Raw genomic sequence first — 13,692 nt, 5'->3', positions numbered from 1 at the left:
GAAGACCCGGGTCAGATCCGGCCCAGCAGGACGCAGCCCAGGGCGAGCAGCGACACGACCTTCACGGCCTCCAGCGCCACGTAGTACAGGTGCGCCCTCGACCTGTGCCGCGCCGGGTCCTCGCCGGACAGGACCCGGTCGGACCTGCGGTTGAGCGGCGGGCGTACGACGGCGATCTGGATCACCAGGACGGCCGCGGCGACCGCCGTGAGCGCGACCGCGGCGGTGGCGGGTGAGCCGGTCGCGACCGCCACGATCACGACGACCGCCAGCACGGCCTCGGCGGCGTTGAGCGCGCGGAAGACGAGCCGGCCGATGCCGAGGCCGATCGGGATCGTCACCCCCGGCGCGCGGAACTTCAGGGGCGCCTCCAGGAAGGAGATCGCCAGCACCATCCCGAGCCAGACGAAGGTGGCCGCGCCGCCCACGGCGGCCGAGGCGGGGTTCATGCTCGCTCTCCTCTCGCGCACGCGAAACCGGCCGGGCGCTGCGGGCGGGTCGTCCCGCCGCTCACGGCTTGCGCCGTCGCCCTCGCCCAGGTTTCCACTCGTCCTGCCCGGTTCCCGATCCAGGGTCACGTGCCGGCGGGACCTCGCCGGCAGGAGCGCGGGCAGGTGTCCGGTCGCGGCGACGGTCGCCGGGTCATCTCCAGCCGGTACGCCGCCTCAGCCAGGCCAGCGCGGCACGGCCCTGGGCGAGCTGGAACGCGCGGAGCGTGGGCAGGCCCGGTGGCGGGGGGAGGCTTCCCCGCTGCAGGAAGAAGCCGGTCACGGCGGCCAGGACCGCGGTGACGGCGTCGCCGTCCGCCTTCGCCGCGACCGGGTGGCCGTCGAAGACCTCGGCCGGTGGCGGCCCGCCCTGCATGGCCACGCTCGGGAGCATCCCGAGCAGGTCGAACCACGGGGCCGCGAGGCACGCCCAGGGCCAGTCCACCACGTACACGCGTCCGTCCGCGGTGAGCAGCAGATTGTCGGCCCGGAGGTCGGCGTGGGCCAGCGTGTCGCCCTCCACCGCCCGGTCCCAGGCCGCCTCCAGCTCCGCCAGCCGGTCCAGGTGCCGCCGAGCCCACGAGGCATCGGAGCCGTCCACCGTGAGGCCGTCCGGGCCGGCCGCCAGGCGCCGCCATCCCCGGTACTCCTCCGCGAGCCGTTCTGCGGCCGTCGGCACGGCCACGGGCGCGGGGGTGAGCGACTCGGCCAGCTCGGCGATCGCGCCGAGCACGAGATCCAGCTCCGCCGGAACCCAGGGCTGGGCCGGTGACCGTCCCTCGACGTCCTCGAACAGCAGCACCACCCAGCCGTCCTCGTCGAAGGACGCGAGCAGCCGGGGCGCGGGCGCCGTGGCCGGCAGCGCGGCGGCCACCCGGGCCTCCGCGCGGTGGATGCCGGGGCTGACCGGGTTCGGCTCGGGGCCGACCGCCTTGACGAAGGCCCTGCCGCCGCCCGCGAGCCGCAGGCGGGCGGCCACGCCCGGGGAGAATCCACCGGGCTGGGTGACGGCCTCGATCACGCGGTCCCCGAGGCGCGTCTCGACGGCCAGCCGCAGGTGCGCGGGCACCGCGGTCCACGGCAGTCGTACGCCTCCGGCGGGCGGGGGCGGGCCGTGCTCGCCGCCGCGGCGCTGCCGCTCCTCCGCGTCCTGACCGCCGGGGTCAGGGGAATCGTCGCTCATTTCGGCATGATGGGCGGCGAGCGGGTAGGGCGGCAAACGAGTTTCCGCGCGATATTCGGTTGGGATTCCCGCCCGGTGCGCGGCACAGTGGATCTCGACCGAGGAGGAGATCCAACCATGCCGAAGCACATCGCCCCGAAGGTGCTGTCCTGGGCGAGCGAGATCGACGACGGGACGATCGACCAGGCCGCCCGGGCGGCGCGCCTGCCGTTCGTGCCCGGTCACGTCGCGCTCATGCCGGACGCGCATGTGGGCATCGGCGCGACGGTCGGCTCCGTGATCCCCACGGAGGGCGCGATCATCCCGTCCGCCGTCGGCGTGGACATCGGCTGCGGCATGGTCGCGACCGAGACCACGCTCACGGCCGCCGACCTGCCCGACTCGCTCGACCCGCTGATGCGGCTGGTGGAGCGGCGCATCCCGGCGGGCGTGGGCAAGGGGCACGACGACCGCGCGGTGGACCGCGCGCTCGGTGAGCTGGGCCGGCCGCACACCGCGCTGACGCCCAAGCAGGAGAACACGGTCGCCTGCCAGTTCGGGACCCTCGGCTCGGGCAACCACTTCGTCGAGGTATGCCTCGACGAGCGCGACCGGGTCTGGACCGTGCTGCACTCGGGCTCGCGCGGGATCGGCAACCAGCTCGCCACCGCGCACATCAACGGCGCGAAGCGGCTCATGCGGCGCATGGAGATCGGGCTGGAGGACTACGACCTCGCCTACTTCACCCAGGGCACCCCGGAGTTCACCGCGTACATCGAGGACATGCTGTGGGCGCAGCGCTACGCGATGGCGTCGCGGGCGCGGATGGACAGGGTGCTGAGCGACGCGCTGTTCCGCGTCGTCGGCACGGGCACGCGGGTCCGGACGATCAACTGCCACCACAACTTCACCCAGATGGAGACCCATCAGGACAAGGAGCTGTGGATCACCCGCAAGGGCGCGATCAAGGCGGACACCGGGGACGAGGGCGTGATCCCGGGCTCGATGGGCACCCGGTCCTACATCGTGCGCGGGCGGGGCAACCCGCTGTCGTACAACTCCTGCTCGCACGGCGCGGGACGCAGGATGTCGCGGAGCCGGGCCAAGCGTGAGCTGTCGGCGGCCTCGCTCAGGGAGGCGATGCGCGGCCGGACCTGGAACTCCGACCGGGCCGCCGCCCTGGTCGACGAGCACCCCGAGGCGTACAAGCCGATCGACCAGGTCATGGCGGACCAGAAGGACCTCGTCGAGGTGCGGCACACGCTGCGCCAGGTCTTCAACTACAAGGGATGAACGGAGGGGCGCCGCCGTTCGGCCCCCACGGGCTCGCGGGTCACGGCCGCGCCGGCCGGACGCAGGACGAATCCGCTCGCCACCCGGGCCGGGATCCGGTACGGCGAGACGGTGAGGTCCTGCTCCGGCACCGTGTAGTCCAGCCGGGCCAGCCGCGGCGCGAGGGCCTCCAGCAGGCCCACGGCGACCGGCTCGCCCGGGCACCGGTGCCCGGCCGCCGGGTCGCCCCCGCCCTGCGGGATCAGGTCGTACGGGCCGATCTCGCGCCCGATGAAACGTCGCGGGTCGAACGCGCACGGGTTCGGCCAGAGCGCCGGGTCGTGGTTCTGGCCCCAGACGTCGAGCAGCACGAGCCAGTCGGCCAGGATCTGCTCGCCCTTCCAGGTGAGGTCCTTGACGGCCTTGCCCGCCACGAAGGGCGCGAAGGGGTAGAACCGCCGCACCTCGTGCGCGAACGCCTCGGCGTACGTGCCGTCGGTGTCCTCGGTCAGCCGGACGCGGTTGACCGGCCACCAGTGCAGCGCGTGCGCGGCGAACGTGACGAACCAGCTCACGGCGACGGTGGGGCGCACCAGGTTGAGCAGTTCGACCGCCGCGATCCGGGGCGCGAGCAACTCGCCGTCGGGCTCCCGGTGGCGGGCGGCCACGGCGAGCGCCGAGGTGTCCGGCACCCCGCAGGGCCCCGCGCCGCACGTCCTCGACCAGTCCCGCCAGCCACGCCTCGCGGCGCCTGCGGGCGGCGCGGGCCCGCCAGTGCCGGGCACCGGGTGACCCGAAGCCGTCGACCAGCGCGACGAGGTCGGCGGCGAGGGGCTCGGTCTCCTCCTCGGTGAGCGGGATGCCCGCCCACCGGCACGCCCCCCGGGTGATGACGCGGGCGGCCTCGTCGAAGAGCACGACGTGTCCCCTGTCCGGCCACGTCGCCACCGCCGCGTCCCACGCCGCGGTGGTCTCGCCCACCAGGGCGGCGACGCTTTCCGGCGTCATCAGTGACATGAACATGCCCTTGCGCGCCCGGTGCGCGGCCTGGTCGAGCGTGTGCACCGCGCCGTGGCCGAACAGCGTGCTCTTGACCGGCTCGGGCAGCGCGGGCGCCCGCTGGACGTGGTTGTCGTCGTAGAAGAAGCGGACGGCGTCCGGCCCGCGCAGCACGACGGCGCGCTGGCCCATCAGCCGGGTGTGGACCATCTCTCCCTGGGTCTCCCGCCAGCGGGCCGGCAGCCAGGCGTAGCCCTCGAGCAGCAGGAGCAGCGTGGTGTCGAGCAGCGGCATACCGTCCTGCCTGCCCCGATTCGCCCCTCGAAAACGGCCCGGCCCGCGGCCCGGTCGGGTGGGGCGGTCAGCCCCGGATGCAGGCGCCGCCGTTCAGCGTGAAGCCGGTGGGCTCGGGGTTGGCGCCCGTGGAGGTGCCGGTGAAGCCGATCTGCAGGGACGCGCCGGGCTGGATCACCGCGTTCCACGGCGTGTTCGCGGCGGTGACGTCCTTGCCGGACTGGGACCAGGTGGCCGACCAGCCGCTGGTGATCTTCTGTCCCGCGTCGGGGAGGACGAAGCGCAGCGTCCAGCCGTTCATCGCCGTCTGGCCGAGGTTGGTGATCGTCACGGTGGCCGTGAAGCCGCCGCCCCAGGGCCACCAGTCGTACTTGATCCTGCAGCTCACCGGGGGCGGCGTGTACGGCGGGAAGCCGCCCGACGCCACCGTCGTCACCAGGTCGGACGGCAGGCTGAGGTTGCCCGCGGCGTCCTTGGCCACGACGAAGTAGACGTACGACTGACCGGTGACGAGGTTGCCCTCGGTGAAGTACCGGGCGGTGCCGGAGGCCGTGCCCGCCCGCGTCCAGCCCGTGTCGGTGCGCCGGTAGACGTCGTAGCCGGTGACGCCGACGTCGTCGGTGGACGGCGTCCAGCAGAACGACGTGCCGCGGAAGTCCGGCAGGCAGTTCGCCTGCATCCCGGCCGGCTTGGTCGGCGGCGTCGTGTCGCCCGTGCCGGGGCTCGGCGAGACGGACATGCCGGTGACCGCCGTGGTGCTGAACGGCGCGGTGGGCGGGCTGGTGTTGCCGTCGGCGTCCTTGGCCACGATGGAGAAGGTGTAGGTGCGGCCGATGGTCAGGCCGGTGATCACGGTAATCGTGGACGTGGTCGAGGTCGCCTTCACGAAACCGTCCGGGGTGAGGCGGTAGACGTCGTAGCCGGTGACGCCGACGTCGTCGGTGGACGCCGTCCAGCACAGGCCGACCACGCCCTGGGGCGTGCCGCCCGTGGGCAGGGGCGGCGGGCAGGCGCGCACCTCGCCCGGCGTCGTGGGCGTGCCGGCGGAACCGGTCCCGGTCGGCTGCGGCGACGGTTCGCCCGCGGACGCGGAAGCGGCGTACGCCGTCGTCACACTCGTCGCGAGGACGGGCGGCGCGGCGATGTTGGCCGCCAGCAGCGCGGCGGCGACGGCACCCGCCGCGGTCCACGCGGCCGGCCACGACAGTCTGGACAAGAGCCACCCTCCGGGACGATCCGCCGACGACATCGCCCGGATCATCGGTTCGCCGGGGCGGGCCCGTCAACTCCGCTCGCATCCGTGCCCGTCATTCCGTAAGGAATATGAAACTTTCAGCGCGGTGGGCCGTTGTTACCGTCACGGAATGAAGATCGTGGTCACCGGCGCGGCCGGTTTCATCGGGAGCCGCGTCGCCGGGCTGCTGCGGGACGCCGGGCACGAGGTGCGGGGATTCGACCTGCGCGGCGGCGAGGACGTCACGGCCGGTGACGTGCGGGACGAGCACGCCGTCGGCCGCGCCCTCGACGGCGCCGACGCCGTCGTGCACCAGGCGGCCAAGGTCGGCCTCGGCGTCGACGTGCGGGACCTCCCCGAGTACGTGTCGGTCAACGCGCTCGGGACCGCGGTGCTGCTCGCCGCGATGGCGCGGCGCGGGGTCGCCCGGCTGGTCCTGGCGTCGTCGATGGTGGTCTACGGCGAGGGCGTCTACGACTGCGCGGAGCACGGCCGCCTGCGCCCCGGCCCCCGGGCCGAGGAGGACCTGGCCGCGGGGCGGTTCGAGCCGCCGTGCCCGCGCTGTGGGCGGGCGCTGACACCGGGGACCGTCGACGAGGACGTCCCTGCCGATCCGCGCAACGCGTACGCCACGAGCAAGCTCGCCCAGGAGCACCTCGCGGCCAACTGGGCCCGCGAGACCGGCGGCGCGGCGGTCGCCCTGCGCTACCACAACGTGTACGGGCCCGGCATGCCGCGCGACACCCCCTACTCGGGCGTGGCCGCGATCTTCCGGTCCGCGCTGGAGGCCGGGCGGGCGCCGCTGGTGTTCGAGGACGGCGGCCAGCGCAGGGACTTCGTCCACGTCGGGGACGTCGCGGCGGCCAACCTCGCCGCGCTCGACGCGCTGGAGTCCGCGCCGCCCGGGCGGCTTCGCGCGTACAACGTGGCCAGCGGCGAGCCCCGCACGATCGGCGACCTGGCGGACGCGCTGAGCGCGGCACGGGGCGGGCCGGCCCCCGAGGTCACCGGCCGCTACCGGCTCGGCGACGTGCGGCACATCGTGGCCTCCCCGGACCGCGCCGCCGCCGACCTCGGCTTCCGGGCCCGGGTCCGCTTCGCCGACGGCATGGGCGAGTTCGCCCACGCCCCGCTGGCCGGCTGACATACGACCCGTTCACCAGGGCGACCGGACGAACCCCTGCAGCAGCAGGCCTAGCGCCGCCTGCACGGCGAGCAGGCGGCGGTCTCCCGCACGCCCGGCCGCCGTACGCCCTGCCGCCGCGGCGACCCACAGGGCGTACGGCAGCCAGATCCGCTCCACCTCGCCCCGGGTGACGCCGCTGACGTCGAGGGCGAGCACCGCGGCCAGCGCCGCCACGGGCAGGATCCGCTCCCCGGCCCGCCCCGCCGCCACCAGCCCGACGGCGGTGGCCGGCCCGGTCACCAGGGCGAGCACGGCCAGGTCGGCGACCAGGAAGTACAGGTACGGCCGGGCCGCGCCGGGGTCGGCCGCCCACTCGGCGTGGGTGGCGAGCACTCCGGCCGGCCACCAGAACCCTCCGGCGGCGAACAGGGCGCTCACCGCCGCCATCCCGGCCAGGCAGGCGGCCACGGTCGTACGCGGCACCTGCGCGGCGGCCGCCGCCACGAGGGGGACGAGCAGGTAGGGCACCAGGCCGTAGCTGAGGTAGGGCAGCGCGCCCAGGGCCAGCCCCGCGCCGAGGCCGAGCGCCACCCGGCCCGCCCGGCTCCGCGCGCCGAGCACCAGCAGCGCCGTCCCCCACGCCCCCATCCCTGCGAAGAACGCGTCCATGGTCGTCGCGATCCACACCGCGGCCGGGCACAGGGCGAGGTACGGCAGCGCCCGCCTGGCCGCCTCCTCCCCAGCGACGCGCCGTACGGTCAGCCCGATCGCGGCCGTGGCCGAGCATCCGGTCACGACCACGAGGACGGCGGCCCAGAACGGTCCCGGCAGCCCTGCGGCCGCCAGCGCCCACAGCACCAGCACCGGCAGCGGCGGATGGCCGCGTACGTGTGTGGGGTAGGCAGGCAGGTCGCGGGTGAACCCGGCGAGCCAGCCGAGGGGGTCGTCGCCCACGGCGCCGAGCCCGGCCAGGTATTCCTGCGGGTGGGTGAACGGCCACGCCAGCCCCTCCCCCGACATGGCCAGCAGGACCGTCCACGCGAGCGACGCGGCGAAGGCCGCCGCCAGTGCCGCGCGCATGGGCAGGTGCGCGGTCAGCCGGGGCAGCGCGGGGACCGCGACCGCGGCGAAGGCCGCGGCCGGAAGCAGTGCGAGCGTGGGCAGCCGCGCCAGCGCGTGCAGCGGCGGGAGATGGTCGATGCGCAGCACCCCGCGGGCGTGCAGCAGACCGCCCACCGCGAACGCGCCCGCCACCAGCGCCGCCCAGGCCGCCAGTGCCCGCCGTCCCTCCATCGACCGTGCCGTCACGACCGACACGGTAGGCGCGCCGGGCCGCCCTCCCCGTCCCGTGGACGGCCCCGTAGTCACTTCGTAAGAACTGTGCGGCCTCGGCGGCCCTAGCTTCTGCGGCATGCAGATCGATGTGGTGCTTCCCTGCCTCGACGAGGCGGCGGCGCTGCCCTGGGTGCTCGGCCGGATGCCGGACGGCTGCCGCGCCATCGTGGTGGACAACGGGTCCACCGACGGGTCGGCGGAGGTCGCCGCCCGGCACGGCGCGCTCGTGGTGACCGAACCCAGGCCGGGGTTCGGCGCCGCCTGTCACACGGGCCTGGAGGCCGCGACCGCCCCCGTCGTGTGCTTCATGGACGCCGACGCCTCCCTCGACCCGCGGCAGGTGCCGTACGTCGCGGAGGGCGTGGTGAGCGGCGCCGCCGACCTGGTGCTGGGCCGCCGCAGGCCCGTCACCGGATCGGCGTGGCCCGCGCACGCCCGGCTGGGCAACCGGGTGCTCGCCTGGCGGCTGCGCCGCCGCACCGGCGCCCCGCTGCACGACCTCGGCCCGATGCGCGCGGCCCGCCGTACGGCGCTGCTCGCCCTGGACCTGCGGGACCGGCGGTTCGGCTATCCGCTGGAGATGGTGCTGCGGGCGAGCGAGGCGGGCTGGCGCATCGCCGAGGTCGAGGTCGACTACCTGCCGCGGGTGGGCCGCTCGAAGGTGACGGGCACCGTACGCGGCACCGTGCGGACCGTCCGCGACATGTGGCGGGCGGCGTGAAGACCAAGGCCACGACGCAGATCGTCGTCATCGCCAAGGCGCCCGTGCCGGGGGTGGTCAAGACCCGGCTCACGCCGCCCTATAGCGCGCGGGAGGCCGCCGCCCTCGCGGAGGCGGCGCTGCGCGACACGCTGTCGTCCGTCGCCGCCGCCCCCGCCGCGCGCCGGGTGCTGGCCCTGCTCGGCGAGCCGGGGCCCTGGCTGCCCGAGGGGTACGACGTGGTCGCGCAGCGGGGGGACGACCTGGCCGCCCGGCTGGCCGCCGCCTTCGCCGACGCGTGGGCGGCCCTTCCCGTCCCGGTCGTGCTGATCGGCATGGACACCCCGCAGGTCACCCCCGCTCTGCTGGCCGAGGCGGGGCGATTGCTGGGCGGGCACGAGGTCGTGGTCGGCCCGGCCGCCGACGGCGGATTCTGGCTGCTCGGGCAGCGCAGGCCCGATCCCGCCCTGCTGGCCGGGCTGCCGATGTCGCGGCCGGACACCGGGGCGCTGCTGCTGGAGCGGATCCGCGCCGCGGGCGTACGAGCCGCCCTGCTGCCCGAGCTGACCGACGTGGACACCGCCGCCGACGCGCGCGCGGTGGCCGCGCGGGTCCCCTCCTCGCGATTCGCGGCGACGCTGGCGGCCCTCGGCGCGGACGTCCCCGCGTGATCGGCCCCCTCTACGCCGAGTCGCTGGACGGCGCGCGGGTCGAGGTCGAGTCGGCCGACGGCAGGACATGGCCGCTGGAGGCACGGCGCTGGCTCGACGGCGCCGAGGGGGACGAGGCCATGCTCGCCCGCTGCGCCGACCCCACACTCGACGTGGGCTCGGGACCGGGGCGGCTGACCGTGGCGCTGACGAGGCGCGGCGTGCGGGCACTCGGCATCGACGTCACCCCCCGGGCCGTACGGCTCACCCGTCTGGCCGGCGGGCGGGCCCTGTGCCGCGACGTGTTCGGCCACGTGCCCGGCGCCGGCCGCTGGGGCACCGTGCTGCTGGCCGACGGCAACATCGGCATCGGCGGCGACCCCGACGCCCTCCTGCGTCGGGTCCGCGAGCTGCTGCGGCCCGGCGGCGAGGTCGTCGCCGAACTCGATCCGCCCGGCGCCACGACCCGCACCGAGCGGGTCCGCCTTCGCCGGGAGGGCAGGGTCACCGGATGGTTCGCCTGGGCGCGGGTCAGCGTGTCCGGCATCGGGCCGCTCGCCGCGCGCACCGGCTTCCGCCCCGTGGAGGTGTGGACCGAGGCCGGGCGCTGGTTCTCGGTCCTGGGCTGAACCGGGAGCGGCTCGCGCGGGTCGTCCGATCGTGCCGCCTCCAGAGACCCCGTCACTCCGGAACCCGGTTCAGGGGCGGGTGTAGAGACGGTAGGTGGCCAGGATGTTGAGCCGGTGCAGGTTCCGGCACAGGTCGAGCATGCCGCGCCGGGCCACGTCCTGGGGGATGCGATACCGCGCGAGCGCGGCGGACAGCTCCGGGTCCAGGCCCTCCGCCCACGGGTCGGTGCACGCCTCCATGGTCTCCTCCAAGGTACGGCCCGCCTCCACGGCTCCGAGCACCTCGTCGTGCAGCCGCTCCAGGTAGGCGACCAGCGTGTCGATGGCCGCATGGCCGTCCCCGGAGGGCCCGTGACCCGGCACGATGGTCGCCAGATCGGGCAGCGCCTCCTTCATCCGGCGGAGGGTGCCGATGTACGGCTCGGGACCACCCTGCAGCAGCATGTGGGCGATTCCCGCGTGACACAGGAGGTTCCCCGTCCAGGCGACGCGGGCGTCGGGCACGTACACGACGGTGTCGCCGGGGCCGTTCCCCGGGCCGAAGTGCCACAACTGCACCACGCGCCCGCCCAGGTCGATCTCGGCGAAGCCGTCGAACACGAGGTCCGGAGTGCGCCACTGGGTCACCGCGTCGAGGAGCGTCTCGTCGCCGTACATGTTGCCCGACCTGACCTGCTTCTCGTAGTCGAGGTCGGTCATGTTCTCCTTGTTGAGCCGCGACGAAACGATGACGGTGCCGGCCGGGAACGCCATGTTCCCGAAGGTGTGGTCACCGTGGTAGGTCGTGTTGACGAGGAAGCGCAACGGCCGATCGGTCAGCTCGGCGACCAGCTCCTGGATCCGTCCGGACACCTCCGGCGTGATTCCGGCGTCCACGATCAGGGCGGCGTCCCGGCCGACGACGAGCCCGTTGTTGTCCTTGGGCGGGATGGTCGCCATCAGCGCGTGGACGCCGTCCGCGAGGGCATGCGGAACCAGCCGCAGGCCCGAGGGCGAGAGGTTCGGCCCCGAGTATCCGCTCGGCCGCTCGGACAGCTCGCGTTCCGGAATGTGGGCGGTCGCGCTCATCCCTCGCTCCTCAGCAGGTGGGAGGTGAAGGGGTTGAGCTCGACGGGGCCGTCCTCGCCGATGACGACGGTGCCGCCGAGGTTGGTCAGTCGATCACCGATGACGGCGTTGGGCTCGAAGGCGAAGGTCATCCCCGGCATCAGGGGGAGCTGGCCGCCATCGTCGGCAGGTCGAACAGCCGGCCGTACCGCGCCGCCTCGGGCAGCCTGCGCAGGCCGGCGCCGAAGCCGCCGACGGGGCCCATCGGGTTGAGCGTGTGCACCAGCGGGTGGACGTTCCACGCGTCGGCGTCGCGCAGCGGCCCCTGCATGGCCTCCACCAGGTCGCCGAAGGTGTTGCCCGGACGGGCCGCGGCCAGACCGGCTTCGTAGCTGGCGCGGGCCACCTTCGCGCCGGTCTCGATGTCCGGGTGCGGCTCGCCCACGGCGATGGCCACCTGGTGCTGCGTCTCCTTCATGCCGAAGCGGCAGAACACCTCGGCCATGACGACGTCGCCCTCCTCCAGGACGCGCGGCGCCTGGGGTCGGTAGGACCAGGCGGGCGGGCCCCAGGAGACGAAGCCCGGCCCGGACGACAGCAACATGCCCGGGGCGGCCAGGCCGCGCCGGAACGCCGCCGCCATGCCGGCCGCGTAGATCTCCGCCTCGCTCACCCCCGGCCGGGCGGCCTCCCGCATGGCCTCGGCCATGGCGTCGCCGGTCTCGGCCGAATACCGGACGACCGCGAGTTCCTCCTCGGACTGCCGCATGATGGCGAGCAGGTAGCTCAACCCGACGGGTTTGAAGCTGACCTCCGGCAACTCCGCCAGCACCTGGGACCACAGCCCGTACGGCATGATCGGATTGATGTGGAACGGCGGGTAGGGGTCCAGCCCCAGCACCCCGACGGCCGCCGTCTCCAGGTTGTGTTCCCTGAGGACCTCCGCCACGCCCGTCGCGTGCCTGGCCACCCGGATGCGCTCCGGGGGGATCCACAGCTCCTCGCCCCTTCTGCTCGCCTGGATGTGGTCGGCGACGGGGAGCGTCGACCAGGTCAGCTCGACGGGGTCGGCGTCGCGGCAGAAGACGACGATCGCGCCGGGCCGGTCGTTGGTGAAGTAGGCGTCCGGAGCGAAGGGCGCGAGATCCACGCACTCGTGCTCGCCGTACGCGATGAGCGCCTGGACGCCCTCGGCTTCCATGATGCCGCGGGCGATCGCCCAGCGGCGATCCCGCTCCGCCAGTGAATAGGTGGGAATGCTCATGTCGCCGAGGCTAGGAACGGACGCCTCCGTACCGCCTCCGTCATGTGACGGTAGTGGCGGGCAAGTCCGCGGGGTCCGCTTAGGTCATCACGAACCTGGCGAGCTCGGCGCGCGAGGTGATGCCCAGCTTGGGGAACGCCTTGTACAGGTGGTAGGCGACCGTACGCGGGCTCAGGAAGAGCTGCGCGCCGATCTCCCGGTTCGACGCTCCGCCCGCCGCCAGCCGTACCACATGGAGCTCCTGTGGGGTGAGCGTGGCCAGCGGGTCGCGGCCGTGGTCGCGGGGGGACGGCGAGACGCCGGTGGCACGCAACTCCGCCTCCGCGCGGGCCGCCCACGGAGCCGCGCCGAGGCGGACGAACGTCTCCATGGCGGCGTTCAGCCGGATGCGGGCCTCGGCGCGGCGCTGGTGACGTCGCAGCCATTCGCCGTACAGCAACTCCGTGCGGGCCTGCTCGAAGGGGTGGTCGGCCTCGCGGTGCAGGGCCAGCGCCCGCTCGTACGCCGCGTCGTCCCCGGTCATCAGCGCTCGGCAGCGCTCCAGTACGGCGAGCGCCCACGGCTGCCCGGTGGCGCACGCCCAGGTCGCGAAGCGCTCGATCGCGTCGCGTGCCCGCTCGGGGGTGCCCACCCGGACGGCCGCCTCGACGTAGTCGGGGTAGGCGTACCGCCAGATGAAGGCGTGCCGGCCGGCCCGCTCATGCGCTCGTCCATGCGCTCCAGCACGGACGTGTAGCGGGCCGCCCCCAGGTCCAGCATGATGGCCGCGTACGTGGCCCAGGTGGCGCCGGTCATCCACGTCTCGGCCGCAGACGCCTGCGCCATCAGCCGGCGGCACTCCTCCTCCGCCCCGGCCACCGCCGCAAGCCAGGCGGAGATGCCGATGAGGTAGTTGTCCCAGTACGGCTGGTCGTTGTCCGCCGCGATCTGCAGGCCTTCGCTCACGCCGGCCCGCGCGGCGCGGTGGCGCCCGTTGAGGATCTGCGCCACGGCCTGGAGCAGTATGGCCTGCGGGAGGCGGCCGACCCGCCCGGCCTGGCGGCACTCGGCGACCAGGCCGTTCGCGTCCTCCAGCATCATGCGCTGCCGGCCGTGGACGAAGCCGAGGTAGGTCCTTATGGCGCGCAGCTCGAACGGGAGCGCCGCCTGGTGCCCCAGCCTGGAGTACGGCATGCCGAAGACGGCCGTGTCGTCGCCCTCAAGCAGGTGGACCACGTCCTTGCTGAACTCCTTGAGCACGCTCAGGGGGCCTTCGACGAGCGGAGTCAGGTCCGCGATACGGCGGGCCAGGCCGAGCTGGTCGGGATGGGGAGTGCTGCTCCAGATGTAGACGCTGGCCATGCTCGCCATCGGCAGCACCGCCTCGGGGTCGACCGGGGCCAGAGCCTCGACGCCGTCCAGGAACAGCCGGATCGCCTCCAGCGGCCGGCCGCCTCGAAGGCCAGCGTGGCCCGCACCTCGCCAGCTCGGCCGCCACCGTGGGGTCGGCCGC

16 protein-coding genes are annotated in these 13,692 nt (G+C 74.4%); 6 read left to right on the top strand and 10 right to left on the bottom strand.

Translation table 11 applies throughout. From position 1 onward, the window contains the following. Positions 1-11: 11 nt before the first annotated feature. Together B1L11_RS14160 and B1L11_RS14155 are read right to left on the bottom strand one after the other, a co-directional pair. Positions 12-449 carry a hypothetical protein gene (locus B1L11_RS14160; RefSeq protein ID WP_079314902.1) on the bottom strand — a complete coding sequence of 146 codons (438 nt, stop codon included), beginning with the start codon at positions 447-449 and terminating at the stop codon, positions 12-14. Between the two features lie 193 nt (positions 450-642). Next, the gene (locus B1L11_RS14155; RefSeq protein ID WP_218671112.1) at positions 643-1,671 is read right to left on the bottom strand and encodes an aminoglycoside phosphotransferase family protein; all 1,029 of its coding nucleotides are present in this window, start codon (positions 1,669-1,671) and stop codon (positions 643-645) included. A gap of 117 nt (positions 1,672-1,788) precedes the next feature. Between B1L11_RS14155 and B1L11_RS14150 the strand changes: the two genes are divergently transcribed. Further along, entirely contained in the window at positions 1,789-2,943 is a 1,155-nt protein-coding gene (locus tag B1L11_RS14150) for an RtcB family protein (protein ID WP_079314901.1), read from the top strand. Here B1L11_RS14150 and B1L11_RS50740 read toward each other — a convergent pair. Then, positions 2,931-3,707, bottom strand: a complete 777-nt coding sequence (locus B1L11_RS50740) for a cytochrome P450 (RefSeq protein WP_256862527.1) — start codon at positions 3,705-3,707, stop codon at positions 2,931-2,933. The genes B1L11_RS14150 and B1L11_RS50740 overlap by 13 nt on opposite strands. Positions 3,708-3,781: 74 nt before the next feature. Here B1L11_RS50740 and B1L11_RS50735 point away from each other — a divergent pair, with 74 nt between their 5' ends. Then, a complete protein-coding gene (locus tag B1L11_RS50735) occupies positions 3,782-4,063 on the top strand; it encodes a hypothetical protein (RefSeq protein ID WP_256862526.1) in 282 nt (93 codons plus the stop codon). Between the two features lie 219 nt (positions 4,064-4,282). On the opposite strand, the gene B1L11_RS50730 is transcribed toward B1L11_RS50735, so the two are convergent. Continuing rightward, positions 4,283-5,431 (bottom strand): cellulose binding domain-containing protein, encoded by a 1,149-nt coding sequence (locus tag B1L11_RS50730; protein WP_143737258.1) that lies wholly within the window; start codon positions 5,429-5,431, stop codon positions 4,283-4,285. Positions 5,432-5,579: 148 nt separating this feature from the next. On the opposite strand from B1L11_RS50730, the gene B1L11_RS14135 reads away from it, so the two are divergent. After that, entirely contained in the window at positions 5,580-6,593 is a 1,014-nt protein-coding gene (locus B1L11_RS14135) for an NAD(P)-dependent oxidoreductase (protein WP_079314899.1), read from the top strand. A gap of 12 nt (positions 6,594-6,605) precedes the next feature. Here B1L11_RS14135 and B1L11_RS14130 read toward each other — a convergent pair whose 3' ends face one another. Then, the gene (locus tag B1L11_RS14130; protein WP_143737257.1) at positions 6,606-7,883 is read right to left on the bottom strand and encodes a hypothetical protein; all 1,278 of its coding nucleotides are present in this window, start codon (positions 7,881-7,883) and stop codon (positions 6,606-6,608) included. Positions 7,884-7,986: 103 nt separating this feature from the next. Here B1L11_RS14130 and B1L11_RS14125 point away from each other — a divergent pair, with 103 nt between their 5' ends. The 3 genes from B1L11_RS14125 to B1L11_RS14115 are packed head-to-tail and all read left to right on the top strand — an operon-like array spanning position 7,987 to position 9,889. Then, on the top strand, positions 7,987-8,631 hold the full coding sequence (locus B1L11_RS14125; protein ID WP_143737256.1) for a glycosyltransferase family 2 protein: 645 nt from the start codon (positions 7,987-7,989) through the stop codon (positions 8,629-8,631). Continuing rightward, positions 8,628-9,281 carry a TIGR04282 family arsenosugar biosynthesis glycosyltransferase gene (locus B1L11_RS14120; RefSeq protein WP_079314970.1) on the top strand — a complete coding sequence of 218 codons (654 nt, stop codon included), beginning with the start codon at positions 8,628-8,630 and terminating at the stop codon, positions 9,279-9,281. Before B1L11_RS14125 ends, B1L11_RS14120 begins: the two co-directional genes overlap by 4 nt. Beyond that, positions 9,278-9,889 carry a methyltransferase domain-containing protein gene (locus B1L11_RS14115; RefSeq protein ID WP_079314897.1) on the top strand — a complete coding sequence of 204 codons (612 nt, stop codon included), beginning with the start codon at positions 9,278-9,280 and terminating at the stop codon, positions 9,887-9,889. The genes B1L11_RS14120 and B1L11_RS14115 overlap by 4 nt, the downstream gene beginning before the upstream one ends. Positions 9,890-9,958: 69 nt before the next feature. Here the strand turns inward: B1L11_RS14115 and B1L11_RS14110 are convergent, their stop codons facing one another. From B1L11_RS14110 to B1L11_RS46805, 5 genes are all read right to left on the bottom strand, one after another. Then, the gene (locus B1L11_RS14110; RefSeq protein WP_079314896.1) at positions 9,959-10,957 is read right to left on the bottom strand and encodes an MBL fold metallo-hydrolase; all 999 of its coding nucleotides are present in this window, start codon (positions 10,955-10,957) and stop codon (positions 9,959-9,961) included. Beyond that, positions 10,954-11,088, bottom strand: coding sequence for a hypothetical protein (locus tag B1L11_RS50725; RefSeq protein ID WP_256862525.1), 135 nt, complete (start codon positions 11,086-11,088; stop codon positions 10,954-10,956). Before B1L11_RS50725 ends, B1L11_RS14110 begins: the two co-directional genes overlap by 4 nt. Before the next feature lie 8 nt (positions 11,089-11,096). Then, a complete protein-coding gene (locus B1L11_RS14105; protein ID WP_218671110.1) occupies positions 11,097-12,200 on the bottom strand; it encodes a Xaa-Pro peptidase family protein in 1,104 nt (367 codons plus the stop codon). 79 nt (positions 12,201-12,279) lie between these two features. Next, complete coding sequence (locus B1L11_RS14100) at positions 12,280-12,723, bottom strand: helix-turn-helix transcriptional regulator (protein ID WP_143737255.1); 444 nt, start codon at positions 12,721-12,723, stop codon at positions 12,280-12,282. After that, a partial coding sequence (locus B1L11_RS46805; protein WP_218671109.1) for a hypothetical protein occupies positions 12,723-13,692 on the bottom strand: 970 nt, incomplete at its 5' end. The genes B1L11_RS46805 and B1L11_RS14100, both read right to left, overlap by 1 nt.

Origin of the sequence: Microbispora sp. GKU 823 (assembly GCF_002027145.1) — a bacterium.
GTDB classification, from domain to species: domain Bacteria; phylum Actinomycetota; class Actinomycetes; order Streptosporangiales; family Streptosporangiaceae; genus Microbispora; species Microbispora siamensis.
The sequence above is the reverse complement of the archived record's forward strand: the minus strand, read 5'-3'. Positions and strand labels throughout refer to the sequence as shown.